This is a genomic window from Paenibacillus sp. PK4536 (assembly GCF_028594455.2).
Lineage (GTDB): Bacteria > Bacillota > Bacilli > Paenibacillales > Paenibacillaceae > Saccharibacillus > Saccharibacillus nuruki.
Genome location: NZ_CP126313.1, coordinates 527,217 through 553,645 on the forward strand (window position 1 = coordinate 527,217; position 26,429 = coordinate 553,645).

Genomic DNA, 26,429 nt, shown 5'->3' on the forward strand with positions numbered 1-26,429 from the left:
AGCATCATGCTGAAATCAGACTTTCTTCTGCTAACGACCTTAAAAAGCGTCTATATTTAAAAAACATACTGTAACGTCACTTTTGATTAGGCTTGTTGGTTTGTAGAGCACGTTCTTTACCCATACACGAAACAGCGATTAATGCCCCGATGGCGGGTAGAACTGCCCACATAAATGTACCGGCGATCGAACTGGTCAAAGCCACTTGAATCATCTCAATAACTTGGGCAGGTAGATTAGCTTTGATATCATCTGATAATAATGCACGTGGATCTAACTGTGTCAGATCAAGTCCCGGAGGTAATGAACTTCCACTACCACTTTGATCGACACCTGCTTGCAATTGATTGCTAAGGATACTGCGCTGAATCAATCCAAATATCGTAACACCCAGTGCCATCCCTAGTGAACGAACAAATGTTAACGTAGAGGTTGCAGCTCCACGTTGGCGGAAATCAAAGTTCTGAATCCCACTGATATTAAGTACAGAGAATGAGAAGCCAATACCGAATCCTGCTGTAGCTAGATATAGATACAATAATAGTGCAGGGGTCTCCGGTGTAATCCGGCTTAACAGTGCCATGCCTAATACAAATAAAAATCCAGAAATCATCATAATACGACGGAAGGTTAATTTGTTAACCAGTATGCCGCCAAGCATCGCAGCAATTACTGATCCGATCGTCATCGGCATCAAAGTCAGCCCTGAATTGACTGCTGTTCCACCGCTAACCCCTTGAATATAGATCGGAATATATAGAGCGACTGTAATAAACGCAGCTCCATAGAAGAAAGCCGCTAATGTACTACTAGTAAACAGACGATCTTTGAACATTGGAAATGAAATAATAGGTTCTGCTGCTTTCTTTTCCGCAAAAATAAAAGCGATCAGTAAGATCACAAAGCTCACAAATAATCCTAAGATCACGCCTGAATTCCACGGATACGTATCTCCGCCTAATTCTAGAGCGAACATTAATGAAACGACAGCACCAATAAGCAGACCTGCGCCCCACCAATCGATTTTTTGCTTCGAACGTTCCATCGATTCATGATAAAAGACCATAATCAATAGAAATGAAATAATACCAAACGGAACATTGATATAAAACACCCAGCGCCAATTCATATACTGAGTAATATAAGCGCCTAATAATGGACCAAACAAACTGGACATTCCGAATACAGCACCCAGCAAGCCTGTCATTTTACCACGCTTTTCCGGTGGAAACGTATCGAACACAATTGTAAAAGCGATCGGTACAAGTGCACCGCCACCTATTCCTTGAATCGCTCGATAAATACTAAGTTGTACAATCGAATCGGCTGTCCCACATAAAATAGAACCAAACATAAACACAACAACACCAAAAATAAAAAATCGCTTACGACCATACATATCCGAAAGCTTGCCGAAAATAGGGGTTCCTGCGAGAGAAGCAACCAAATAAGCTGAAGTTACCCAGACAAATTGATCAAATCCTCCAAGGTCGCCTACGATTGTAGCAATTGCTGTAGCCACAATCGTATTATCTATCGCTGCAATAAAAATACCGAGCAACAATCCTGCGACGATCCAGCCTGTTTTCGAAGCTCCTTTGCTTTTTTCAGCAACAGATGCCGACATATACTCACTCCTTTTTCGTAATCATAACATGATCCTTCTAAGAAGCATCTGTTTGTTACTGACCCATTGGTCACAATGGAATGAGTATAGCATATTATTGAATTGAAGACGACAAACGCCTATTTACAAAGTAACTCCGCTTTTAAATATCGCCAATTCACGGAACTTATTTTTTTCATTATTGACCCAGCGCCCACTGGCGACTTCGATAATATACTCAATAAAATCACGCAATCCATCTTCCATCGTTACACCTTCTACTAAAGTGCCCGCATTATAATCAATCCAATGTGGTTTATTAGCAAATAAAGGTGAATTGGTTGATACTTTCATAGTGGGTACAAACGAACCGAAAGGCGTACCCCGTCCTGTCGTGAAAATGACCAACTGACAACCTGCTGCTGCTAATGCAGATGAAGCCACTAGATCGTTACCCGGTGCACTCAGCAGATTTAATCCGCGTGTCTGTAATCGTTCTCCATATAATAGAACATCTTGTACAGGAGAAATGCCTGATTTTTGCGTACAACCCAGTGATTTATCTTCTAATGTAGTAATCCCACCTGCTTTATTACCCGGAGACGGATTCTCATATACAGGCTGTTTGTAATCCATAAAATACTGCTTGAAGTCATTGATTAGATGAACAATTTTGCCAAATACCTGTTCATCTGCTGCACGCTCCATTAAGATCTGTTCAGCACCAAACATTTCCGGTACTTCTGTTAATACTGTGGTTCCACCCTGTGCCGCCATATAATCAGACAGTTGACCTAATAGGGGGTTAGCTGTAATCCCTGATAATCCGTCAGAACCACCACATTTAAGTCCGATTTTGAGATCAGCTAACGGTATTTCTTCCCGATGGTCACCTTGTACATGTTCAAAGATTTCTTTAAGCAATTGCACACCTGCTTCGACTTCGTCAGATACCATTTGCGAGACAAGGAATTTGACCCGTTGTTCATCATGTTCACCGATCGCAAGCTTAAATTGATCCATTTCATTATTTTCACAGCCAAGCCCAAGTACCAGCACACCGCCTACATTTGGATGCTTCACCGCATCAGCCAGAATAGTACGTGTATATTGATGATCATCTCCAAGCTGAGAACAACCGTAACTGTGCTTAAGCACTAATGTATTTTCAAAAGGAGCGATATCGCCTACTTCACGCTCGAACTCACTTAAGATCAATTCAGCGATTCCATTGACACAGCCCACTGTAGGTACGATCCATAGTTCATTACGGATACCGACATCTCCATTGCTACGTCGATACCCTTGAAATGTACGATTTTCGAGCGTATATGGATTGAATAATATTTTGGGATCATAATGATATTCTTCAATACCAGTCAAATTGGTTTTGGCATTATGAGTATGAATATGACTACCGACGGCAATCGGCTGAATCGCATGTCCAATCGGGTAGCCGTATTTGATAATATGTTGATGGATTTCTATCGGTTGTAGTGCAATCTTATGTCCTCTTGCAATATCTTCAGTTAACGTAATTGATTGTGCCGTAGCTGTTGTGGTATCTAGTGTAATCACTTCACCTTGCTGATAATCACGTAGCGCCACAGCCACATTATCTTGCGGATGAATCTGTATATATTCCAACATGATTCGGTATGCCTCCTTATAAAAGGTCTCTTTATCGTAAAATAATACTTATAGCCGATTACACAGTAGGTGTTACCGACGGAGCCATCAACTCTTGCAAAGCAACAACCATTCCTTGGTGTTGAATATGGTACAAATTAGTCGTCACTTGTTCAGTTAAGCCTGCATAAGAATTTAAGTTCATTCCCCAGAATGAAACTTCACCGAGTACAGCAGTCACCAGCTGATGCAGGCTTGATTGACTGTTATCACAGTCTTTCCATAGTTCAGCTAATTGTTGTAACACAGCTTCATCATCATTTAACAAGATAGGTTCTCCGCTACGATCGCCTTTATAGAAAGCAATCAAAGCCGCAAGCGAAAATACTAATTTGGCTGTTAATTGATGTTGTTGTTCGATATAAGAAGTAAGCGTAGGTAGATCACGGGTTTTGAATTTGGAAATACTATTAAGTGAAATACTCATAAGAAAATGTTCTACATATGGATTGCGGAAACGTTCCATCACAGCAGCAGCGAATTGCTCTAGCTCATCAGCAGGCAGATCCAAAGTTGGTATAATCTCATCCTGAATAAGAGACCGAACAAAAGCACCTGTGATCGGATGTTCTACTGCTTCTGCTACTGTATTGAGACCATATAGATACGCAATAGGAGTCATTGCGGTATGAGCGCCATTCAAGATACGTACTTTACGAGTGCGATAAGGCGCCATATCCGACACCACTTTGATATGCAACTGAGCTTGAGCAAAAGGTAATTCTTGTTCGATCCATGCGGGGCCTTCAATCACAAGTAAGTGAAATGGTTCACCTACTACAACAAACTGATCTTCATATCCAAGCTCAGCTGTAATCTCAGACATACGCTGTTTAGGATAACCCGGTACTATTCGATCCACCAGAGTGCTACAAAATGTATTCGCTTGATGTACCCACGCACCAAATTCAGGCTCCAAGTTCCACAACTCTGCATATTGCAAAACAATTCGTTTCAACTCATCTCCGTTATGATCAATCAACTCACAAGGAAGAATAATAAACCCTTTGCTCTCTTCTCCATGAAAATGACGGAAACGGCGATACAATAATGATGTTAATTTACCAGGATAACTTTGCTGTGGACGATCTGCTAATTGATCTGTGCTGTTAAAAGCAATGCCAGCTTCAGTCGTATTAGAAATAATCCAACGTAATTCAGGTTGATACGCCAAAGCTTCATATTGTTCATAATGCTCATAAGGATTGATTCCGCGTGTGACGCACTCAATTACTTCATGAGTTCGAGAAGGTTGTCCTTCTTGAATCCCTTCGAGATACACTGTATATAATCCATCTTGTTCATTCAGTCGTTCAGCCATCCCTGTAGCTAGGGGTTGTACGATGACCACTCCTGCATCAAAATTCGCTTTTTGGTTCATCTGATGAATCTGCCAATCGGTAAATGCTCGCAAAAAATTGCCTTCCCCAAATTGCAGTACTTTTTCAGTATAGGTTGAAGCTGGATAAGTGGTTCGGTTAAGTGCTGGCATGATCATATCCTCCTGATCTTTATTTTAAAATAGGAATAGCTAACTTATGTTCTGGATACTATTTGTGTTCTTATCAATAATTATAATTTTATGCACACGTTAACAAAGTGAATTAGATCACAATCTCATCATTTATTAAAAAGAGAATTCCTGCGCATAGTAGTAAGCTCTGGAATCCTCAATCTATAACGATCTTATTTAGCAACTTGAACGATTGGTGGCTTCAATAAATTACTCTGAATAAACAGCTGTTGATTTACGCTGAATCAATTCAGTTTCAACAAAGATCAATTCTTGTTGTGTTTCTTTTTCACGAATCTGTTCTAATATTTTCTCTGCCCCGCGTGCACTGATGTCTTCGATCGGACGCTTCACTGTCGTTAATGCAGGATTGGTATACATGGAGAAATTAATATCATCAAACCCGACAATCGACAGGTCTTGTGGCACTTTGAGCCCTTGTTCAAATGCAGCATTCATCGCACCTATCGCCATATCATCATTGGAGCAAAATACAGCGGTTGGTGGTGTTGATAAAGCTAGCAATTGTTGCATCGCTTGATAACCACTTTCTGTATCATACTCTCCGCCTACAATATATTGGGATGGGATCGATAATCCCTTTTCCTCCATCGCTTGAACAAATCCTAATCGGCGTTGTTCTGTAGACTTAAAGCTTTTGATCCCTTCGATAATAGCAATCTGTGTATGCCCTTGCTCAATCAGAAATTGTCCAGCATGATAAGATCCTTCTTTATCGTTAGAGACAATATTGACTAGATTTGCACCGGGAAGAAGACGATTCAACACCACAATCGGAATTTCTTGCTCTAATGCATGATGGATAAAATCATTATCCGCTTCACTTTGACTCATCAAAATAATGCCATCAAACCGTTTACGATGAATCGAACTGTAATCTAAATAATCATCAATGCCACGTACAAATAAATTGTATTCGATCCCGATCACACGATTAACCCCGCGAATCGTAGCGGCAAAAAAGCTACTACTGGTACCATTGGAAATACTGGTAAAAAACAAACCTATCGTATGCGAACGCTGTAATACCAGACTTTTAGCATTATAATTCGGAATATAATTCACTTCTTGCGCAATCTGCATAATTTTACGTTTGGTGACTTCTTTAATAAGCGGACTATTATTCAGTGCACGAGAAACGGTTGTATGAGAAACATTCGCTAGCTTGGCGATATCTTTGATAGTGGCTGCCATATGCATACCTTCCTTTATTCCAGCTTGTTCGATTCATCGACTCGGAGGAATCATATGACTCCTCTTCTCCTAAGAATAACATATTATGTTCCACTCACCATAATACGGACGGTTGCTGAGCGCTATGCGATTGTTCTCATTCTTTCTACTCTAATGGTTGATGACGCAATTGTAGTTCTTCAACGATTTGTTCATGTTTTTTATCTGTTAATTTGTACATTAACCCGATAATCAACATGGCAATAGCCAGAGCAATCGCTGGATACAGACACAATAACGCTTTGATCCCGATCTGAGTGCCGACCGTCTGCACCACATTCGGTACATAACCAACAACAGCAAGACCTACACCTGATAAGAAACCGGATAACGATTGTGCTAATTTACGAGAAAAGTTAAACAACGAATAGGTCGTTCCTTCTTTACGTTCACCTGATGTCCATTCGCCATAATCAATAATATCAGATACAAAAGCCCATGTAACACCATTAGGGATGCTAATACCGATAAATGCAATACTCGCTAAGATTGTGAAAAGATACACATTCGATGGTGCAATAAAGTTGATCGTATCTGCAACAACACTAATTCCAAGCCCGATCATCGCTGTTTTGCGTTTACCGAATCTTTTCACCAATTTAGGTAAAAACAAGACGCCGATAAATGAAGATCCGATAATAATAAAGTTCATATACGCCATCAGTTCTACATTACCTAAATTATACTGTGCAAAATAAATCAACATCGCTGATTTGATATTGTACGCTGAAATCGTAAATACGGTCATTAAAACCAGTACTAATAGCGGTTTGTTACTTACAAACGTTTTGACAACACTGCCAACCGATAATTTTTCAGAAGGAGCAGCTTGACTAATAATCCGTTCTTTCGTTCCGCGAAAACACACAATAAAAGCAAGCACACCGATGATAGACATAATCCCCATCACCACAGGGAAACCTACAGATGGATTAGCGAAATGCACAATTAAAGGCATTACGATTACACTTGTTACAAATAAGGCTCCAAGTGAACCGGCTTGACGGAATGACGATAACGACGCCCGTTCAATCGTATTCTGAGTAATCGATGCACCCAGTGAACCGTAAGGAATATTTACAAATGAATACCCAATCCCCCAGATCATATAAGAAGCATACGCATAAATTAATTTACCTGTTACTGATAGATTAGGTGAGATAAACGTAAATACTGTCAGTATCGCAAGAATAAGACTTCCGTAGATCAAATACGGTCTAAATTTACCATTCTTTCCGATATTTTTGCGATAATCAATCGAAGAACCAACAATCGGATCACAGATCGCTGCAAATAATTTACTGACTAGAAATATACCTGCTGCTGCAATCGCTGGAATCCCTGCTACGTCTGTAAAAAACTTTAATAGATACAATTGCCCCAGATCAAACATAAATCCGTTCCCAAAGTCCCCCATACCGTACGAAATCTTTTCTTTCAAACTGATCTTGCCGTCAATCACATTTTCTTCCGCTTTGACCCCTTTTAATGTAGCAACTCCCATGTGACACACCCCTTGATTTGATAAAATCAACCGCTTACAATATCGACAATCATGCGATACTGTTTTGAGCATTTCTACGTTTCTTGCTGCCTAAATAAATTGGATAAGATTTTACTTCATTTGTGAAATTAATCACATAATACTTAGAAGTAAATATCGCTTTGACTGCATCTGTTAGAACATCACTGTCTCCATACTCTATGTTCTATATCAGCCAAAGCGATACTTCTACCTGATTACTGTACAGAAACGACTGCTGGGAAATTAAAATATTGCTCTGCATTGGTATAACAAATGCCTTCTACAATACCACTTAACAATTCCATATCATCAGGTGCTTCCCCTTGTTCTACCCATGTACCTAACAGATCACACAACAGACGGCGGAAATATTCATGACGGGTATATGATAAAAAGCTACGTGAGTCGGTCAACATCCCTACAAAACGAGCTAACACACCCATATTGGCTAACAATTTCATCTGCTCATGCATACCATCACGATGATCGTTGTACCACCACGCTGTACCGAACTGAATTTTACCAGCGATACCACCGCTCTGGAAGCTACCTGCTGCACTTGCTAGAACAGGATAATCATTCGGATTGAGTGAGTACAAAATCGTTTTCGGTAAGGCTCCTGCTGATTCCATAGCATCTAATAGTGACACTAACGGCTTCGCAATCAATCCATCATTTACAGAATCATAACCGGTATCCGGTCCTAATTTGTTGAACATCGATGTGCTATTGTTACGTAACGCATGAATATGGAACTGCATCGCCCAATCTAGCTCTGCATACAATTGACTCAAAAATACAAGTGTATACGATTTGTGCTTCGCTTCTTCTTCACTACTCACTTGTCCTTGCTCTAACGCTTTGGCAAAAATCTGATTGACTTCTGCTTGAGTTGCCTCTGCAAAAACAACCGTATCCAGCGCATGATCGGATACTCGTCCTCCTGCGGCATGGAAAAAGCGAACTCTTTGCTCAAGCGCTTTCAAAAAGTCGTCATAGGTACGAATCTCTGATCCATAGACACCCACTAATTGTTCTAACCACGGACGGAATGTAGCACGATTAATCTCTAATGCTTTGTCTGGTCGAAAGCTTGGCAAGACAGCTGTCGAGAAACCGTTCAACTCACGAATCTGTGCATGATAACCAAGATCATCGACAGGATCATCTGTCGTACACACGACAGTTACTTTCGACTTGGTAATCAGATCGCGCGCTCCGAATCCTTCACCCTGTAGTTGTTCATTTACTTTTTGCCAGACTTGCGGAGCTGTCTTTTCACTTAATAATTCGTCTACTCCGAAAAAGCGTTGTAATTCGAGATGTGTCCAGTGATACAGTGGATTACCGATCAATTGCGGTACGGTTCTTGCCCACGCCAGAAATTTATCATAATCATCGGCATCGCCTGTAATATATTTTTCTTCGATTCCATTAGCACGCATCACACGCCATTTGTAATGATCTCCATATAACCATGCTTCTGTAATATTTTTAAACGTTTTGTTCTCCAAAATTTCTTGCGGACTCAAATGACAATGGTAATCAATAATCGGCATATCTTTTGCTACTTGATGGTACAGTTGGATCGCTGTATCACTATGTAGCATAAAGTTTTGATCCAAAAATTTAACAGTCATTGTATTCCTTCCTTTCCTTGATTCAGCTATGTTTATTCATTTTGTTAACGTGAACATTTACAGTCTTATTGTATCTCTTTTTGCAGAATACGCAATAGGATTTCGCTATTTTTATTGTTACAGTTATATGAACTAAGAAGTGCTGTTATTGTAACAGATATCATAGCAAATTCATATTCTAGGCATAGAGTCATACAATCACAGCAGATCCTTGCGATATAATGATCATAATCCCAAAGATGGAGGTACTACTACATATGTCTATCCCAATCGAAGCTCCCAAAATTCCGCAACAGTTAGAGCAGTTAAAGGAACCTTTATACTCTTTGCAAGCCAAAGACGAGTTTAGTCGTGCCAAAATACAACAATTCACGATCGATCGTCAGGAAGCGCAACGGGTATCTTTTGAGAAAACGATATTTGAAAAAGTAGATATCATCGAGTCGCATTTAGCTGAAATCGAACTGACCGATGTGATATTTGATCAATGCGATCTTTCGAATATTCCATTTCCTCATTCGTTTGTTCATCGTACAGAATTTCGGCAGTGCAAATTAATCGGTACCGATTTTGCTCAAAGTCGCTTGCAAAATGTTCGCTTTATCGACTGTGTCGCTGATTACTCTGTATTTCGCTTTTCTAATTTCAAAAATGTCTCTTTCGAACATTGCTCATTGATCGGGGCGGATTATTGCTCTTCTACCTTCAAATCTGTTATGTTCGATCATTGTCAGTTAGACACCGCTATGATGTCAGGCACTTCGTTACAGGAAGTGGATCTCAGTACCTGTGATTTTACAAACTTACAGATTGAAATTGAAGATTTACGAGGATGTATCATTTCGCCGTATCAAGCTTCTTCATTTGTCGGACTGATGGGACTTGTCATCAAATCTTAATACACAAAGAAGGACAACCTTATTATCGCGGTTGTCCTTTTTTGCATCACTCTAGCTTATTTATTCTACTGTACATGACCTTCTAGCCATGTCACAGTATGTGTTAATTTATCTTCAGCACGCTCAATAGCCGCAGCGACCTGTACAGTTGCTGTACCGCCATATACATTACGTGCATTGACTACAGCTTCTGGTTGCAATACAGCATAGATACTGTCATCGAACAACGGGGAGAAGTTTTGGAATTCTTCCAGTGTTAGATCCAGTAAGTATTTACCTTCTTGGATACAGTACAGTACCGTTTTACCAATCACTTCATGAGCTTGACGGAAAGGAAGACCTTTACCAACCAAGAAGTCTGCAATATCAGTCGCATTGGAAAAGTCTTTGTTGACTGCTTCACGCATACGTCCTGTATTTACTTTCATCGTAGCGATCATTGGTGCGAACAATTGAAGTGCACCTTCCAACGTGGCAACCGTATCGAACATACCTTCTTTGTCTTCTTGCATATCTTTGTTATACGCAAGTGGCAACGATTTGAGTACAGTCAGTAATCCGATCAAATTACCGTATACACGACCTGTTTTACCACGTACCAATTCTGCTACATCCGGATTTTTTTTCTGTGGCATAATACTGCTACCTGTACAGAATGCATCATCCAATTCAATAAAGCTAAATTCAGTACTACTCCATAACACTAATTCTTCGCAAAGACGAGAGAGATGGGTCATAATCAGAGACGCACCTGCTAAAAATTCCACGATAAAGTCACGATCACTAACCGCATCCAGGCTGTTCTCATATACACCATCGAATCCTAATTGTTCTGCTACATAATGACGATCAATCGGGAATGTGGTTCCAGCTAACGCACCTGCACCCAGTGGCAATACATTAATCCGTTTGTAGCTGTCTTTCAGACGATCAATATCACGCTCAAACATCGAGACATACGCCATCAGATGATGAGGGAAAAGAATCGGTTGAGCACGTTGTAGATGCGTATAGCCCGGGATAATCGTATCCATATTGCTTTTCGCTTGTGTAATCAATGATTCTTGTAATCCATGAAGTAGACCTGTAAGTTCTACAACACGTTTACGTAAATATAAATGCATATCTGTCGCTACCTGATCATTACGGCTACGTCCAGTGTGTAATTTACCACCTACAGCACCGATTTCTTCGATCAAATGCTTTTCAATATTCATATGAATATCTTCATCCGACACCGAAAATTGAATCTCACCTGCACGGATTTTATCGAGTACTTTGTTTAGACCCTTTTTGATGATTTCTACATCTTCAGCAGGTACAATCCCGCATTTGCCTAGCATACTGACATGTGCCAGACTGCCTTGAATATCTTCTTCTGCCAAAGCTTTATCAAAGTGGATCGAAGCTGTATATTCTTCAACCAGATGATTGGTTTGTTTGGTAAAACGTCCGCCCCATAATTTACTCATAGCTGTGGTTCACTCTCCTTTATCCGCTTGCGCTGCTTGACGCACACCTGCGCCTACACGTAGACGAAGAGCATTCAATTGGATAAAGCCTGCTGCATCCCCTTGATCATAAGCATTGGTTGGATCAGCTTCCATCGTTGCAATTTCAGGGTTATACAGACTGTAAGGACTGCTTAGACCTGCTGCAATAATATTACCTTTGTATAATTTCACACGTACTGTACCTGTAACATTTTTTTGACTTTCAGTCACTAATGCTTGCAAAGCTAGACGCTCCGGTGCAAACCAGAAGCCGTTGTATACTATATTGCTATAACGAGTAATCAGTGAATCACGCAGACTCATGACTTCACGATCCATCGTTAAAGATTCTAATTTGCGATGCGCTGTAAATAGAATCGTTCCACCCGGTGTCTCATATACGCCACGGCTCTTCATACCTACAAAGCGGTTTTCCACCATATCAACACGACCGATACCATGTTTACCACCAAGCTCATTTAATTTTTCCATCGCTGCGAGTGGAGTCAATTTCTCTCCATTTAGCGCTACACAATTTCCATTTTCAAATTCCAAATCTAACATTTCTGGTTGATCCGGTGCATCTTCTGGAGAAACGCTAAGCAAGAACATATCTTTATTACTTTCTGCGCTTGCATCAAAGTTAGGATCTTCCAATACACCACTTTCATAACTGATATGTAGCAAATTGCGGTCAGTTGAATACGGTTTTGCCGCTGAAGCTGTTACCGTGATGCCATGCTTTTCAGCATATTCAATCATCTCAGCACGTCCCGGGAACTGATCACGGAATGTTTCTAAGCGCCAAGGAGCGATGACTTTGATCTCAGGAGCAAGAGCTGCTGCATTCAATTCAAAGCGAACCTGATCGTTTCCTTTACCTGTAGCACCATGAGCGATAGCCATAGCACCTTCAGCACGCGCAATCTCAACCATACGCTTCGCAATAAGCGGACGAGCAATACTTGTACCTAGTAGATATTGTCCTTCATATAGTGCTCCTGCTTGGAACATTGGATAGATAAAATCTTCGGCAAATTCAGCACGTAGATCATCAATATAGACTTTAGAAGCTCCTGTTGCTAATGCTTTTTCTTCCAAACCATCCAGTTCATCGGCTTGTCCGATATCTGCGGTAAATGCGATAATCTCTGCATCATATGTTTCTTTTAACCATTTCAAAATAATAGATGTATCCAGTCCACCCGAGTATGCAAGTACAATTTTATTTTTAGCCATGTTGTTATATTCCCTCCACTTTCTTCATATCCATATATCGAACTATTCTTATTCTATCTTACTTTATCCGATCAAAGCCGCCATAATTGCTTTTTGTGCATGTAGACGATTTTCTGCTTCATCAAAAATCACACTATTGGGTCCATCAATAACGCCTGCACTGACTTCTTCACCACGATGAGCCGGCAGACAGTGTAAGAAAATATAATCGGATTTCGCATGACTTACCAGTTCTTCATTGACCTGATAATCTTTAAATGCTTGTTCACGAATCTTCTGTTCTTCTTCAAAGCCCATACTTGCCCAGACATCGGTATAGATTACGTCTGCATCTTGCACAGCTTCTTTTGGATCGCGAACCACTTTGATCGTTGCTCCACTTTCAGCGGCTAAGGCTTCACATTGTTTCACTACTTCTGGATCAGGCTCATATCCTTCTGGCGTGGCTACATAGACGTCCAATCCTACACGGGCGCCACCAATCATTAGCGAGTGTGCCATATTGTTACCGTCTCCGATATAAGCAAGTTTTAATCCTTTAAGCTTCCCTTTGCTCTCCACAATCGTCTGTAAATCAGCCAGTACCTGACAAGGATGTCCTAGATCACTCAGTCCATTAATAACCGGAATATCTGCATATTTCGCCAGTTCGGTTACATTTTCATGTCCAAAGGTACGAATCATAATCCCATCGAGGTAGCGTGACATCACGCGTGCTGTATCTGCAATAATCTCACCGCGTCCCATTTGGATATCATTTTTACTCAAGAACAGAGCATGTCCACCTAGCTGAAAAGTACCGACTTCAAAAGATACCCGTGTACGTGTCGAAGATTTCTCGAAAATTAATCCGACTGTTTTACCTTCGAGTGGACGATACGATTCTCCTGCTTTTTGCTTACGCTTCAGTTCGATTGCTAGATCAATTAAAAAATGAATTTCTTCTGCGGTATAGTCGCTTAATTCTACAAAATCTTTGCCTTTAAAATGACTAAGTTCTAACGAACTGTTTTTCGATACTGCATCTGTCATGGATATGAACCTCCTTATTTCGATTTATTTTCCATTGATGATCGTTGAATTATTTACAATCGGCGCATACGCTTCGATAATATCTTTGATCATATCTACTGCTTGATCCACTTCTGCTTGAGTCACTAAAAGATTTGGTAACAACCGAATCACATTGGGTCCTGCTGTAATAAATAACAATCCTTTTTCTTGCCCAACTGTAACCAATTCGCCTACAGGACCATCACATTCAATACCGATCAATAATCCTTTACCACGAATTTCTTTAACAAACGGATGGTTTCCGATTTTCGCTTGTAATTGTTCTTGTAGATAGGTTCCCATCGTAGCCGCTTGTTCTACTACGTTCTGTTCTTGCATCGTTTCAATCGTCGCGATAACAGCCGCTGTTGCTAGAGGTGTACCTCCAAATGTAGAACCATGACTTCCTGCGACAAATGCTTCTTTGAGGAATGCTTTACCGACCAATGCTCCGATTGGGAAGCCACTTCCTAACCCTTTGGCTAATGTGAAAATATCCGGTTCGATACCATAATGCTCATAAGCGAACATTTTGCCTGTGCGTCCCATACCTGTCTGTACTTCATCTACGATCAACAATAATCCGTGCTCGTTACACAGATCTACAATATGTTGCATAAATTCAGGTTCTACTGGATAGACGCCACCTTCAGCTTGAATCATTTCGATCATAATAGCTGCTGTATGCTCATTCACCGCTGACTTAAGAGCATTCAGATCATGCAAAGGTACCGTTACAAAGCCTGCTGGCAATGGATGGAATCCTTCTTTCACTTTATCTTGTCCGGTTGCTGTCAGTGTAGCTAGTGTACGTCCATGAAACGATTGTCCGAAAGTAATAATCTCGTAACGTTCTTCACCTTTAACTTTTTGCTGATATTTACGAGCTAACTTGATTGCCCCTTCATTCGCTTCTGCTCCGCTATTACAGAAAAATACCGCATCTCCACAGCTATTAGCGGTTATGAGTTGTGCCGCTTGTTCTTGATTGGGAATATGGAACAGGTTCGATGTATGCCACAATTGATCCAATTGATTTTTGAGTTTATCAATAACAGTGTCCGGTGCATGACCTAGATTCGTCACAGCAATACCGCACATAAAGTCGAGGTATTTTTTACCGTCAGTATCCCACAGATAACTACCTTTTCCTTTGGCAAAAGCGATGGGATAACGCGCATACGTTGGAAATAAAGAACTTTCAGATTGCTCAGTGTGCGTTGGTTGTGCAGATTGACTGCTGATCGGATTAGCCATGCTGGTCACGCTCCTCATAATTAATTATTGTGTGATTTGAAAAACGAATGAAAATGGGGTTGTATGCAGGGATCGTTACAAAATCGATTTGTTCTTGTCGTCGCTGTTGAGGTGGTATCCTTTTGATTCCGCTTTGCGGTAAGGATACCACCTCAAAGGCGAGCGCTTCGCTCTTTCAGAATCAAATCCATTTTTTCCACTCTGTGCATATAACCTCATTTTAAGATCGTTTTTAATTTTACAGGTGGGGTGGCAAGGTGGTTAAAGTTCTTGCATTTAGTGTTTAGATTTAGTTCTTGGATTTTGGGTTAGTTGAAATAGATTTAATATTTTAAAAGTTGGTTAGTTAAAGTACATTGAAATTGGATTAGTCTTTGAAAGATTTATTTTAAGTTGCGTATAACAATATTGGATATAGCCATAAATAATAATATTTTTACATATACTTTGAATGAGATTGAATATCTTTAAGATGTTAATCAAAAATTCATAGGAATTTTTAACAATAGATACTGCTTATCGCCTATCTAAACTATAGATTTAATTGTTGGCTTAGCTTGATTGTATCTTTAATTTTTACGCACAATGCGTGTGCCTATGGTTTCGCCTTTGAGTACACGGCTGAGTACTTGTGGTTCGGTGCCATCTACGATGATGACTTCTTGTACTTCGCCGTGAATGCAAGCGATGGCTGCTTTGACTTTGGGGATCATGCCGCCGTAAATTTCTCCGGTAGCGATCATGTCCTCAATATCTTGAATAGACACTTGGGGTAATACTTGTTTATTGCCGTCGATAGATCGCATGATTCCAGGTACGTCTGTGACAACGATCATTTGTGGTACACCTAGAAAAGAAGCAACTGCACCTGCAGCAGTATCTGCGTTGATGTTATACCGTTGTCCGGTTGCATCACTACCAACAGGAGCGATAATAGGCATATACCCTAGATCGACAATACCTTGAATAATCGAAGCTTCAACATACGTCACATCGCCGACTAGCCCGACTTCACTTGAGTTGGCTACAGGCTTCGCTTGGATCAATGAACCGTCTACACCCGATATACCGATCGCTTTGCCACCTGTACTTTGGATACGTCGTACAATCTGTTTGTTGATACTGCCTGAGAGTACCATTTCAACTACGTCTAACACTTCTTCTGTTGTTTTACGTAATCCACCGACAAATTCAGTTTCGATGCCTAACTTGCTCAAATTCTCAGAGATCGCAGGTCCACCGCCATGCACGATAACAGGTTGAATGCCGGATAACTGAATCTCATTTAAATCGGTAAAAAAAGAATCCGGTAATGCTGCAAGTGTACTCCCTCCGCACTTCATGACAAAAGTACGTGTATTGGCTCCGCTCATTGTTGGTATCACCTAACCTTTATTTGAACTTAGAATAGGATGTGTAGTTGATAATTATTATGTCCGGTAAGCTGCATTGATACGTACATAGTCATACGTCAGGTCACAGCCCCATGCTATAGCTTGTCCATCTCCATAGTGTAGATCCACGACGATTTCAACTTTATCGCCTTGTAAGTACGCCAGTGCTGCTTCTTCGTCAAAAGGAACCGGTCTAGAGCCTGTCAGTACCACGATATCGCCTAAACGGATATCTACGGTCTCTACATTCAAAGGTTCGCCTGCGCGCCCTACAGCGGCTATTACACGTCCCCAGTTAGCATCTGCTCCAAACATTGCAGATTTAACCAAACTTGATCCGATCACTGTTTTGGCGATTGCTCTTGCAGATAGTTCACTAATCGCTCCTGTCACGACCACTTCGACTAGCTTGGTCGCTCCTTCGCCATCACGAGCGATCGCTTGAGCTAGATATTCACAGACTTTACGGAATCCCGCAGCAAAATGAGCCCAATCTGGATGCTCTGGTGTTAATTCATTATGTGTAACAAAGCCGCTTGCCATCGCAACTAGCATATCATTGGTACTTGTATCTCCATCAACCGTGATCATATTGAATGTCTGATCTGTGGTCTGACTTAATAATTGGTGTAACGCACTTGAAGAAATCACAGCATCTGTCGTCATAAACGCCAGCATGGTTGCCATATTCGGATGAATCATTCCTGATCCTTTAGCCGCTCCTGCAATATGCACTTCTTGTCCATCGACCATCACAGACACACAGATTTCTTTTTTAACTAAATCTGTTGTTAAGATCGATTGGCAAAAAGCTTCGGCATGTTCTTCTGTTTTGCCGATATGAGCAGGAAGTCGAGTGATTCCAGCAGATAAACGATCCATTTTAAGCAATTCACCAATAACGCCTGTAGAGGCTACTGCTACTTCATGTTCGTGAAGACCTAAATACTGTGCTGTCTGAGCACGCATCGTATATGCATCTTGTTCCCCTTGTTTGCCTGTACAAGCATTAGCATTTCCGCTATTCGCTACTACCGCACGTAATGTTCCATGTGCTAGACTTTCGCGGGTCACTTGAAGCGGTGCCGCTTGAAAAAGATTCGTTGTATACACAGCTGCTGCATTTGCCAGTTCATCACATACAATAACACCCAAGTCGTTACGCTCTGTTTTTTTCAGACCACAATGCAATCCACCTACCTGAAATCCTCGGGGAGTGACGATAGAACCTCCCTCAACTACTTTGAATCCCTGATCTGCCATGATATCTCCTCTCACTTCCTGATCGACAATAACTACTTTAAATGCTATACAGTGATTAATGCTTATATTGCCAAGCACTATGGACTAGATATTTTGCTTTGCAAAAATCTTTTTCTTATTGAACTTGGGTCGTGCTTATATTGCCAAGCACTATGGATAAACAGGGACCATTTTTAGACCTAGTGTTTCTTCCCAGCCCATCATACGATTTAAGTTTTGGATCGCTTGTCCTGCGGCGCCTTTGACTAGATTGTCGATCACAGACACAATTGTAATGCGTCCTGTGCGCTCATCTACGGCGAATCCGATATCACAATAATTAGAACCAGCTACTTCTTTTGTTGAAGGCCAGTTGCCTTGCTTGCGGATACGTACAAATGGACGATCACAATAATACTCACGATACAGATCGATCCAATCTTGTTCATTATGTTGGCCTTTGATCGTTGCATACATCGTTGTCATAATTCCACGTGTCATCGGTACCAATTGAGTACTAAACGTGACAACCACAGGTTCTCCAGTAACGCCAGACAATACTTGCTCTATTTCTGGAATATGTTGATGTTTATTTAATTTATACGCTTTAAAATTTTCATTCATTTCTGCATAATGGCTTGTTAAGCTCGTTCCACGTCCTGCACCGGATACACCTGACTTCGCATCGATAATAATAGAGCTATGATCGATCCATCCTGCTTCCACACCAGGCATTAATCCAAGTAATGTAGCCGTAGGATAACAACCCGGATTCGAGATTAGACGCTGATCTTGTACATCATTACCCTTTTGCTCGCATAATCCGTACACCGCTTCTGCTAAATAGTGATCTGCGGGTGCATCGTGCTTGTACCATTGCTCGTAAGTACTGCTATCTTTTAGGCGAAAATCACCGGATAAATCAATGACTTTCAACCCTGCTTCTAAGTATTGTGGAACTAAAGTGCTACTCACTCCTGAAGGTGTTGCGGTAAATACAATATCTGCTTTGGCAGCCGTAGCTAATGCATCGACTCCGTCTAAGTCCATATCAATAACTCCGCCTAAATGAGGAAATTGATCCGACATGGGTGATCCACTGCTAGATGCAGAAATAACCGAAGTAATCTCGACATGCGGATGATGCTGTAAAAAACGAATCAGTTCCACCCCGCCATAGCCGGTGGAACCTACAATAGCTACTCTTTGTTTAGTTGGATTCAAGTTGAACTCCTCCTGTACTCAAATAAGATCATCGATCTACTGTATCCATGTATAAGCAATTTTCCATTTCCATAACAACGATTTCCATTTCAGTCCGAATAAATAAGATGTGTATTATTATACATCGATGTTAATATAAATACAACTTTATGAATAAATTTCTTACTTTTATGCATCTATACGATATCTTATCTATTTTAGTTGTATTATATACGAATAAAAGACCTTTATCTGATTAAATTTCAGAAAAGGTCTTTTTTACTTTTAATCTATACTTTTGTCTGATATTACTAATTATATCGTTAAAATGATCTTATTCATCTATGCTATTCATTTGTACATATATCATGCTATGATATCTATAAAACATTATTTACCATTTTATTTTAATACTTGATATACCATTTGATAAAGAGAAAGGATTCTGTAGATGAGGAATATAGCGATTAATCTAATTTCTGCTTTTCTCACAGGATTGCTTGTGGGTTACTTATTAAGCGGAACTATTACTATCTCGATTGTACTTGCTTGTCTAGCCAGTGTAGCTATTTTAGCAATTGGTTATGCCGTCATTTATCTTTTGAAAAGAAAAACTAACTAATACATACTACAAAAATAGTTTTAGCTTATAAGATTAAAGATGATTAGAACTATACCAGACAGTACCTAGACAGCACCTTTATAATCTATTGCTCTGACCCGGTACACTATAAAAAAATCCTCTTCGCTTCTCAGCTTAGAACTCTTACCTAATGAGTTCTAAGCTGATATGGCGAAAAGGATTTTTTATTTTATCCAGTCATTTTGAATCCTTTACCTAATACTTCTTGGGCATTGCTGATAATAACAAAAGCATCTGGATCAACAGAACGTACAATCGTTTTAAGACGACTGGCTTCATTCTGTCCAATGACGACCATTAATACGGTTCGTTCGTCACCCGTATATCCGCCTTCACCATTAAGCTTTGTTAACCCACGATCCAGATCATTCAAAATCGCTGTTTGCATTTTCTCAATATCGTTGGTGATAATATACGCTACTTTGGAGTTACTGAATCCTAGCTCTACCGCATCGATCACTTTACTGGTGATATACAGACTAATTAATGCATATAATGCTTGTTCTGGCTTGAGTAATAATCCTGCGAATACAATAACACTACCGTCTGTCAAAATCACACAAAAAGACATGCTGAATCCAGTATACTTTTGAATAATTTGCGCTAATATAGATAATCCGCCTGTCGAACCACGTCCACGAAATACGATCCCAAGTCCCAATCCGACTCCAATCCCTCCATACAATGCTGCTAATAAAGGGTTAGTGGTAGGCACAGGAAAACTACTCGTCAGATAGACAAATAGAGGTAGCACAATCGTTCCGATTAACGAACGCATTCCATATTGTCTACCTAGTAAAATAACACCTGCGATAAATAAAGGAATATTAAGTAGCCACTGAATATAAGCGGGTTCGATCCCAAGCAGTTGGTTAACAATAATCGATATCCCGGAGACCCCTCCTGAAGCGATATGATTGGGTAATAAAAACAGGTTAAACGTCAGTGCCATAATAAAAGCCCCTACGATAATCAACAAAATATCCCAACTGTTGCGAAGAGGTCCTGTTAATGGAATCATTGGTGGTTTACGTCTGCGTTGTCCTGTGCGAGGTTGCATGATCATTTCTATATTCTCCTGTACTCATTATTTTGCATAAAGTTACATAGCTTTCTTATTCTAACGCAACCCTATTTATTTGAAAAGAACATACAGTACCGTAGTGTAGCAGAGATGTTTTGCTTCGCCACCATCTTTTTAATCAAATATAGAAATCTTTATATCGCTATAGACTAAAAGTAGATCTATTTGGGTAATTGAAGCACAAAAAAAGCCTGATATGAAAGATAACTCTCATACCAGACTTTAAACGATCGATTATTATTCAACTTCAATTTTGAGCTTACTGCGTAAAAATCCATCGATAAATGGATCTAAGTCTCCATCCATCACTGCACCAATATTTCCTGTTTCGACAGAAGTACGGTGATCTTTGACCATGCTATATGGATGGAATACATAAGAACGAATTTGACTACCCCAAGCAATCTCTGATTGCTCGCCGCGAATCTCATCCAATTGCTTACGTTCTTCTTCAATTTTACGTTCTACTAATTTGGAACGTAACATCGTCATCGCATGTTCACGATTTTTGATCTGTGAACGTTCACTCTGACAGGTAACAACAACCCCAGAAGGTAAATGCGTAATCCGTACAGCAGAATCGGTAGTATTGATATGCTGTCCACCGGCACCACTCGCACGATACGTATCAATTTTCAAATCTTCTGTACGAATTTCAATCGTAGAGTCATTCGTAATCTCTGGCACCACATCACAAGATACGAATGAAGTATGACGACGACCTGAAGAATCGAATGGTGATATCCGTACAAGACGGTGTACCCCTTTTTCCGCTTTGAGATAACCATAAGCGTTATGTCCTTTGATTAGCAACGTTACGCTTTTAATTCCAGCTTCATCGCCAGCAAGATAATCCATAACTTCCACTTTGAAGCCACTTTTCTCTGCCCAACGTCTGTACATACGGAGTAACATTTCGCCCCAGTCCTGCGACTCGGTTCCGCCTGCTCCTGGGTGAAGTTCTAAGATAGCATTTAAGCTATCATAAGGTTCATCTAGCAGTAACTGCAATTCAAAAGCTTCGATTTTACGAACAAGCTTTTTCACACTTTCGGTTACTTCTTTAGCCAGTGATTCATCATCTTCTTCATCTGCTAATTCTGCCATTAGGCTAGCATCATCATGCTCTTGTTGAAGCTCTAGATAATCATCTACAGCACCTTTAACAGCATTCATTTCAGAAATGACTTCTTGTGCCGATTCGTTATCATCCCAGAACCCGGGTGCAGACATTTTCTCTTCAAAGTTAGCAATCAGCTCACGCTTCAGGTCTAAGTCAAAGAGACCCCCTAAGGTTAGATAATTTGGTAGCCATTTCACGTAAATCATGTTTTATACTCGGATCGATCATTGGTACATTCACCTCTTCATAATGAATAGATATTTTGCTGTGCAAAAATCTTCTTTTATTTAAACCATTAACGCTTTTACTTCCAAGCGTTATAGATAGCGATTCATTGATCCAACAAGAGACACCCACGATAATGGTGAGTGTCTCTTGGGATACAACAAATCTAAATATTTGTATTAAATTGATTATAAATTATTTACGTCTACGACGACGTTCTTCGCGAGAAGGACGTTTTTCAGCCGTTTCGCCACCGCTTGTGCTCATTTTGCTTTCATCTACAACGGCTTCGCGTTCCTGATTACTTGCAATTTGTGCTCTCATCACATAAGTAGCGACTTCTTCTTGAATTTCAGCGATCATTTGGTTAAACATTTCGAAGCCTTCGAACTGATACTCACGCAAAGGATCTGTACCACCATAAGCACGAAGATGAATACCTTGACGCAATTGTTCCATCGCATCAATATGATCCATCCATTTACGGTCAACTGCACGAAGAACGACTACTTTTTCAAATTCGCGAACCATTTCTTCGCCAATTTCTTTTTCACGTTGCAAGTAACGAAGTTCTACACGCTCGAACAGATAGTTAACCATCTCTTCTTTTTCTTGCTCATGTAGTTCTTGTTCTGTAATAGTACCTTCTTGTAAGAAGTTATTGTTTACATAATCAGCAATCGCTTGAAGTTCCCAGTTCTCAGGGATATCGTCATTACAATGTACTTCGACGATACGTTCAATACAAGGCTTGATCATTTGCAATACAACTTCACGAATATTATCGGATTCTAATACTTCACGACGTTGTTTGTAAATGATTTCACGTTGCTTGTTCATCACATCATCATACTGCAAAACGATTTTACGCATATCAAAGTTACTACCTTCAACACGTTTTTGAGCGGATTCAACAGCACGTGTAATCATACGACTTTCGATAGGCTGGTCTTCTTCAAAGCCTAGTTTCTCCATCATATTCATTACATTATCTGCACCGAAGCGTTTCATCAGCTCATCACCAAGAGAAAGATAGAACTGTGTGGAACCTGGATCACCTTGACGACCGGCACGACCACGAAGCTGATTATCAATACGACGCGACTCATGACGCTCTGTACCGATAATATGAAGTCCACCTGTGTCTTTTACACCTTCGCCAAGTAAAATATCTGTACCACGTCCAGCCATATTGGTAGCGATTGTTACTGTACCCGGTTGACCAGAACGTGCAATAATTTCTGCTTCTTCTGCATGGTATTTCGCATTAAGAACCTGATGCTTGATGCCTTTGCGTTTCAACATTTCAGAAAGACGTTCAGAGTTCTCAATCGATACCGTACCGACAAGGATCGGTTGGTTTTTCTCATGACGTACAACGATTTCGTCGACAACAGCGCGGAATTTACTTTCTTCGCTCTTATAGACAACATCAGCAAAGTCTTCACGTTGATTCACACGGTTAGTAGGTACTTGAAGTACTTCTAGACCATAGATCTTTTTGAATTCTTCTTCTTCTGTTTTCGCTGTACCTGTCATACCTGCAAGCTTTTTGTACATACGGAAGTAGTTCTGGAACGTGATTGTAGCAAGCGTCATACTTTCGTTTTGTACTTTTAACGATTCTTTCGATTCGATCGCTTGGTGTAGACCATCACTATAACGACGACCAGCCATTAAGCGACCTGTAAATTCATCAACGATCAATACTTCACCATCAGCGACTACATAATCCACATCACGACGCATAATCGTATTTGCTTTAAGCGCTTGTACTACATGGTGATTGATAGTTACATTTTTATTATCATACAGGTTTTCAAGTCCGAAGAAGTTCTCAGCCTTTTCTACCCCTTTTTCAGTCAAAGCTACCGATTTTACTTTAATATCCACATTAAAATCATCTTCGATTTTCAATGTTTTAACAAAGCGATCCGCAGCAAAATACAATTCAGTCGATTTCTGTGCTTGTCCTGAAATAATCAGTGGTGTACGAGCTTCATCGATCAAGATCGAATCCACTTCATCAATAATACAGAAGTACAATGGACGTTGTACCATTTGCTCTTTGTATAGCACCATGTTGTCACGCAAGTAGTCAAATCCAAATTCATTATTTGTACCATAAGTGATATCACAAGCATAAGCCGCTTGCTTCTCGTCATGTTGCATACCGTTCAGGTTAACCCCTACCGTCATGCCTAAGAAGTTATAAATGCGACCCATTTGTAGACTATCACGTTGAGCCAAATAATCATTAACAGTAACCACATGCACACCTTTACTAGCAAGTGCATTTAGATATACAGGAAGTGTCCCTACAAGTGTTTTACCTTCACCTGTTTTCATCTCTGCAATTCTTCCTTCATGCAGAGCGACACCACCGATCAATTGTACGTCAAAATGACGCATGCCTAGCACACGTTTGGAAGCTTCACGTACAGTACAGAATGCTTCTGGCAATAGTTGATCCAGTGTTTCTCCTTTTTCCAGACGTTCGCGGAATTCAGCCGTTTTGGCTTGCACTTCTTCATGAGACAGTGCCTCAAATTCCGGTTCCATTTTATTAATGATCTCGACGGTTTTCAATAGACGTTTAACATCACGTTCATTGGTATCGCCAAAAATTTTCTTTACAAGTCCTAGCATGGTTTACCCCTTTCGCGCAAAACAGAGATAGATTATTGAATAATGCAAATACCGTAACGCTTATGGGGGATTATTCAATAACCTCAGTTGCAATAAATTGTACCAGTTTCAGGGAAAAGCCGCAACAAAACAGCGCATTTCCTATACTTCTTTGACATATGATAAAATTTCAATAGGGCACAAGATCAATATATCCCGTGCCTGACTATATCCATATGATGTTCGTCATCGTTTTTTGAGAACTTCTTCTACTTATTACGCAAAAGAACACAAAATGTTTCTTAAATCATTCAAGTCTTATTATACCGTACTGTAGAGCGGGTTGTACAATTTTTCCACGCAAAAAGAGCCTATCCCGAAGGATAAGCTCTGATTTTATATCAATTAAAAGTTATTCTTGTTCAATAAGTCCGTATTTACCATCATCACGACGATAAACTACGTTTACCTCTTGCGTGTCTACGTTGGAGAATACAAAGAATGTATGTCCAATCATATTCATTTGCAAGATCGCTTCTTCAACGTCCATAGGCTTCAATAAGAAGCGTTTGTTACGGACAACTTCCAATTCATCTAATTCATGTTCAATATCCGCATCCTCAGCAACAGCAAGTGCAGCAGCCGTAGGATCTTCTACGAAGAAGGATTTCAAGCTTCCCTCTTGGCGGAATTTACGATTTAATTTAGTTTTATGTTTGCGAATCTGACGTTCCAGCTTATCCACTACAGAGTCGATTGAAGAATACATATCTTCACTGCGATCTTCTGCACGTAAAATAAGTCCTGGGAGAGGGATAGTAACCTCTACCGTGTGCTGTCCACGATTAACACTAAGTGTAACCGTTCCGTCAGAAACGGGAGGTGAATCAAAATATCTTTCAAGTCTGCCTAACTTTTTGTCCACATAATCTTTCATAGCTTCAGTAACATCGATTTGTTGACCACGTATAGCAAAGTTCATAAGGCACTCCTCCTTTAGGGAATTATAACATAGATGTTAACGGCATGTAAAAAGGATACTGGTGCAAATTAGCAGTGACATTACATTGTCAAATATAGCCGTCAGAGTACCCGCGTCTGACCTTATATGATAAAGCTGAGTATATAAGGATACTTCTGTCAAACGCTTGCAAAATCCTCAAAACTACTTTCGTCTATAACAGGTATAGCATCGAAAATAGCTCATCTATTATGCCGCCCTTGTTCTCCATTAACCAATCTATTGCCTGTTAAATCGCTTGTTATGTGACAGATCACTGAAAGTTATTGATCAGTAAGTACCTAAGTTATTCATAAGCTTGTCACATCATAGAAAAAGACTCCGGAGTCTCCGGAGCCTTAGCGTAATAGTCAAATGTGTAACCATCAATAATACCTATGTAGGTCGGCAAATGCCAAAAGGATGATTATAATTTGATAACGTTAGCTGCTTGTGGTCCACGTGCGCCTTCAACGATGTCGAATTCTACGGATTGACCTTCTTCTAACGTTTTGAAACCTTCAGTTTGAATCGCAGAAAAGTGTACAAATACGTCTCCGCCTTCATCAGTCTCAATAAAACCATAACCTTTTTCTGCGTTAAACCATTTTACTTTACCATTCATGCAATAACATTCCCTTCGTTATCAAATAAGTAGAGTAAGACATTGCCTACATTTATAAATATACCAAATTTGGTGGGTAAATGTCAATTGGTAA

Annotated in this window: 20 protein-coding genes; 2 read left to right on the top strand and 18 right to left on the bottom strand. The window is 40.1% G+C overall.

Going from position 1 to position 26,429, the window contains the following annotated elements:
* Nucleotides 1-76: 76 nt before the first annotated feature.
* From PO903_RS02550 to uxaC, 6 genes are all read right to left on the bottom strand, one after another.
* Nucleotides 77-1,627 carry an MDR family MFS transporter gene (locus PO903_RS02550; protein ID WP_273592503.1) on the bottom strand — a complete coding sequence of 517 codons (1,551 nt, stop codon included), beginning with the start codon at nucleotides 1,625-1,627 and terminating at the stop codon, nucleotides 77-79.
* 123 nt (nucleotides 1,628-1,750) lie between these two features.
* A complete protein-coding gene (locus PO903_RS02555; protein WP_273592504.1) occupies nucleotides 1,751-3,256 on the bottom strand; it encodes a UxaA family hydrolase in 1,506 nt (501 codons plus the stop codon).
* A 58-nt stretch (nucleotides 3,257-3,314) separates the two neighbouring features.
* Nucleotides 3,315-4,787, bottom strand: a complete 1,473-nt coding sequence (locus PO903_RS02560) for a tagaturonate reductase (RefSeq protein WP_273592505.1) — start codon at nucleotides 4,785-4,787, stop codon at nucleotides 3,315-3,317.
* A gap of 231 nt (nucleotides 4,788-5,018) precedes the next feature.
* Complete coding sequence (locus PO903_RS02565; protein ID WP_069328519.1) at nucleotides 5,019-6,023, bottom strand: LacI family DNA-binding transcriptional regulator; 1,005 nt, start codon at nucleotides 6,021-6,023, stop codon at nucleotides 5,019-5,021.
* A 145-nt stretch (nucleotides 6,024-6,168) separates the two neighbouring features.
* Nucleotides 6,169-7,566 carry an MFS transporter gene (locus PO903_RS02570; RefSeq protein ID WP_273592506.1) on the bottom strand — a complete coding sequence of 466 codons (1,398 nt, stop codon included), beginning with the start codon at nucleotides 7,564-7,566 and terminating at the stop codon, nucleotides 6,169-6,171.
* A 236-nt stretch (nucleotides 7,567-7,802) separates the two neighbouring features.
* Nucleotides 7,803-9,227 carry a glucuronate isomerase gene (gene uxaC / locus PO903_RS02575; RefSeq protein WP_273592507.1) on the bottom strand — a complete coding sequence of 475 codons (1,425 nt, stop codon included), beginning with the start codon at nucleotides 9,225-9,227 and terminating at the stop codon, nucleotides 7,803-7,805.
* Between the two features lie 257 nt (nucleotides 9,228-9,484).
* Here uxaC and PO903_RS02580 point away from each other — a divergent pair, with 257 nt between their 5' ends.
* Nucleotides 9,485-10,126, top strand: a complete 642-nt coding sequence (locus tag PO903_RS02580; protein WP_273592508.1) for a pentapeptide repeat-containing protein — start codon at nucleotides 9,485-9,487, stop codon at nucleotides 10,124-10,126.
* Nucleotides 10,127-10,191: 65 nt separating this feature from the next.
* Here the strand turns inward: PO903_RS02580 and argH are convergent, their stop codons facing one another.
* The 7 genes from argH to argC all read right to left on the bottom strand — a co-directional run bounded on the left by argH (nucleotide 10,192) and on the right by argC (nucleotide 19,028).
* Nucleotides 10,192-11,598, bottom strand: a complete 1,407-nt coding sequence (gene argH, locus PO903_RS02585; protein WP_069328523.1) for an argininosuccinate lyase — start codon at nucleotides 11,596-11,598, stop codon at nucleotides 10,192-10,194.
* Nucleotides 11,599-11,607: 9 nt separating this feature from the next.
* On the bottom strand, nucleotides 11,608-12,858 hold the full coding sequence (locus PO903_RS02590) for an argininosuccinate synthase (RefSeq protein ID WP_273592509.1): 1,251 nt from the start codon (nucleotides 12,856-12,858) through the stop codon (nucleotides 11,608-11,610).
* Nucleotides 12,859-12,921: 63 nt separating this feature from the next.
* Complete coding sequence (gene argF / locus PO903_RS02595) at nucleotides 12,922-13,890, bottom strand: ornithine carbamoyltransferase (protein WP_273592510.1); 969 nt, start codon at nucleotides 13,888-13,890, stop codon at nucleotides 12,922-12,924.
* A 24-nt stretch (nucleotides 13,891-13,914) separates the two neighbouring features.
* Complete coding sequence (gene argD, locus PO903_RS02600; RefSeq protein WP_273592511.1) at nucleotides 13,915-15,168, bottom strand: acetylornithine transaminase; 1,254 nt, start codon at nucleotides 15,166-15,168, stop codon at nucleotides 13,915-13,917.
* Between the two features lie 569 nt (nucleotides 15,169-15,737).
* Nucleotides 15,738-16,541: an acetylglutamate kinase gene (argB, locus tag PO903_RS02605; protein WP_273592512.1), complete on the bottom strand. Its 804-nt coding sequence runs from the start codon at nucleotides 16,539-16,541 to the stop codon at nucleotides 15,738-15,740.
* Nucleotides 16,542-16,598: 57 nt separating this feature from the next.
* Complete coding sequence (gene argJ, locus PO903_RS02610) at nucleotides 16,599-17,825, bottom strand: bifunctional glutamate N-acetyltransferase/amino-acid acetyltransferase ArgJ (protein ID WP_273592513.1); 1,227 nt, start codon at nucleotides 17,823-17,825, stop codon at nucleotides 16,599-16,601.
* Between the two features lie 150 nt (nucleotides 17,826-17,975).
* Complete coding sequence (argC, locus tag PO903_RS02615) at nucleotides 17,976-19,028, bottom strand: N-acetyl-gamma-glutamyl-phosphate reductase (RefSeq protein WP_273592514.1); 1,053 nt, start codon at nucleotides 19,026-19,028, stop codon at nucleotides 17,976-17,978.
* A 430-nt stretch (nucleotides 19,029-19,458) separates the two neighbouring features.
* Here argC and PO903_RS02620 point away from each other — a divergent pair, with 430 nt between their 5' ends.
* The gene (locus tag PO903_RS02620) at nucleotides 19,459-19,629 is read left to right on the top strand and encodes a hypothetical protein (RefSeq protein ID WP_161594325.1); all 171 of its coding nucleotides are present in this window, start codon (nucleotides 19,459-19,461) and stop codon (nucleotides 19,627-19,629) included.
* A 190-nt stretch (nucleotides 19,630-19,819) separates the two neighbouring features.
* Here PO903_RS02620 and PO903_RS02625 read toward each other — a convergent pair whose 3' ends face one another.
* The 5 genes from PO903_RS02625 to PO903_RS02645 all read right to left on the bottom strand — a co-directional run bounded on the left by PO903_RS02625 (nucleotide 19,820) and on the right by PO903_RS02645 (nucleotide 26,335).
* Nucleotides 19,820-20,716 (bottom strand): YitT family protein, encoded by an 897-nt coding sequence (locus PO903_RS02625; protein ID WP_273592515.1) that lies wholly within the window; start codon nucleotides 20,714-20,716, stop codon nucleotides 19,820-19,822.
* A 255-nt stretch (nucleotides 20,717-20,971) separates the two neighbouring features.
* Nucleotides 20,972-22,085, bottom strand: a protein-coding gene (prfB, locus tag PO903_RS02630) for a peptide chain release factor 2 (protein ID WP_137225364.1) whose coding sequence is annotated in 2 segments (ribosomal slippage) — nucleotides 20,972-22,012 and nucleotides 22,014-22,085 — 1,113 coding nt in all. Because the reading frame shifts where the segments join, the coding sequence is not laid out codon by codon here.
* 192 nt (nucleotides 22,086-22,277) lie between these two features.
* Nucleotides 22,278-24,731 carry a preprotein translocase subunit SecA gene (secA, locus tag PO903_RS02635; RefSeq protein WP_069328531.1) on the bottom strand — a complete coding sequence of 818 codons (2,454 nt, stop codon included), beginning with the start codon at nucleotides 24,729-24,731 and terminating at the stop codon, nucleotides 22,278-22,280.
* Nucleotides 24,732-25,122: 391 nt separating this feature from the next.
* Nucleotides 25,123-25,692 carry a ribosome hibernation-promoting factor, HPF/YfiA family gene (gene hpf, locus PO903_RS02640; protein ID WP_069328532.1) on the bottom strand — a complete coding sequence of 190 codons (570 nt, stop codon included), beginning with the start codon at nucleotides 25,690-25,692 and terminating at the stop codon, nucleotides 25,123-25,125.
* Nucleotides 25,693-26,137: 445 nt separating this feature from the next.
* Nucleotides 26,138-26,335, bottom strand: a complete 198-nt coding sequence (locus PO903_RS02645; RefSeq protein ID WP_069328533.1) for a cold-shock protein — start codon at nucleotides 26,333-26,335, stop codon at nucleotides 26,138-26,140.
* Between the last annotated feature and the right edge of the window lie 94 nt (nucleotides 26,336-26,429).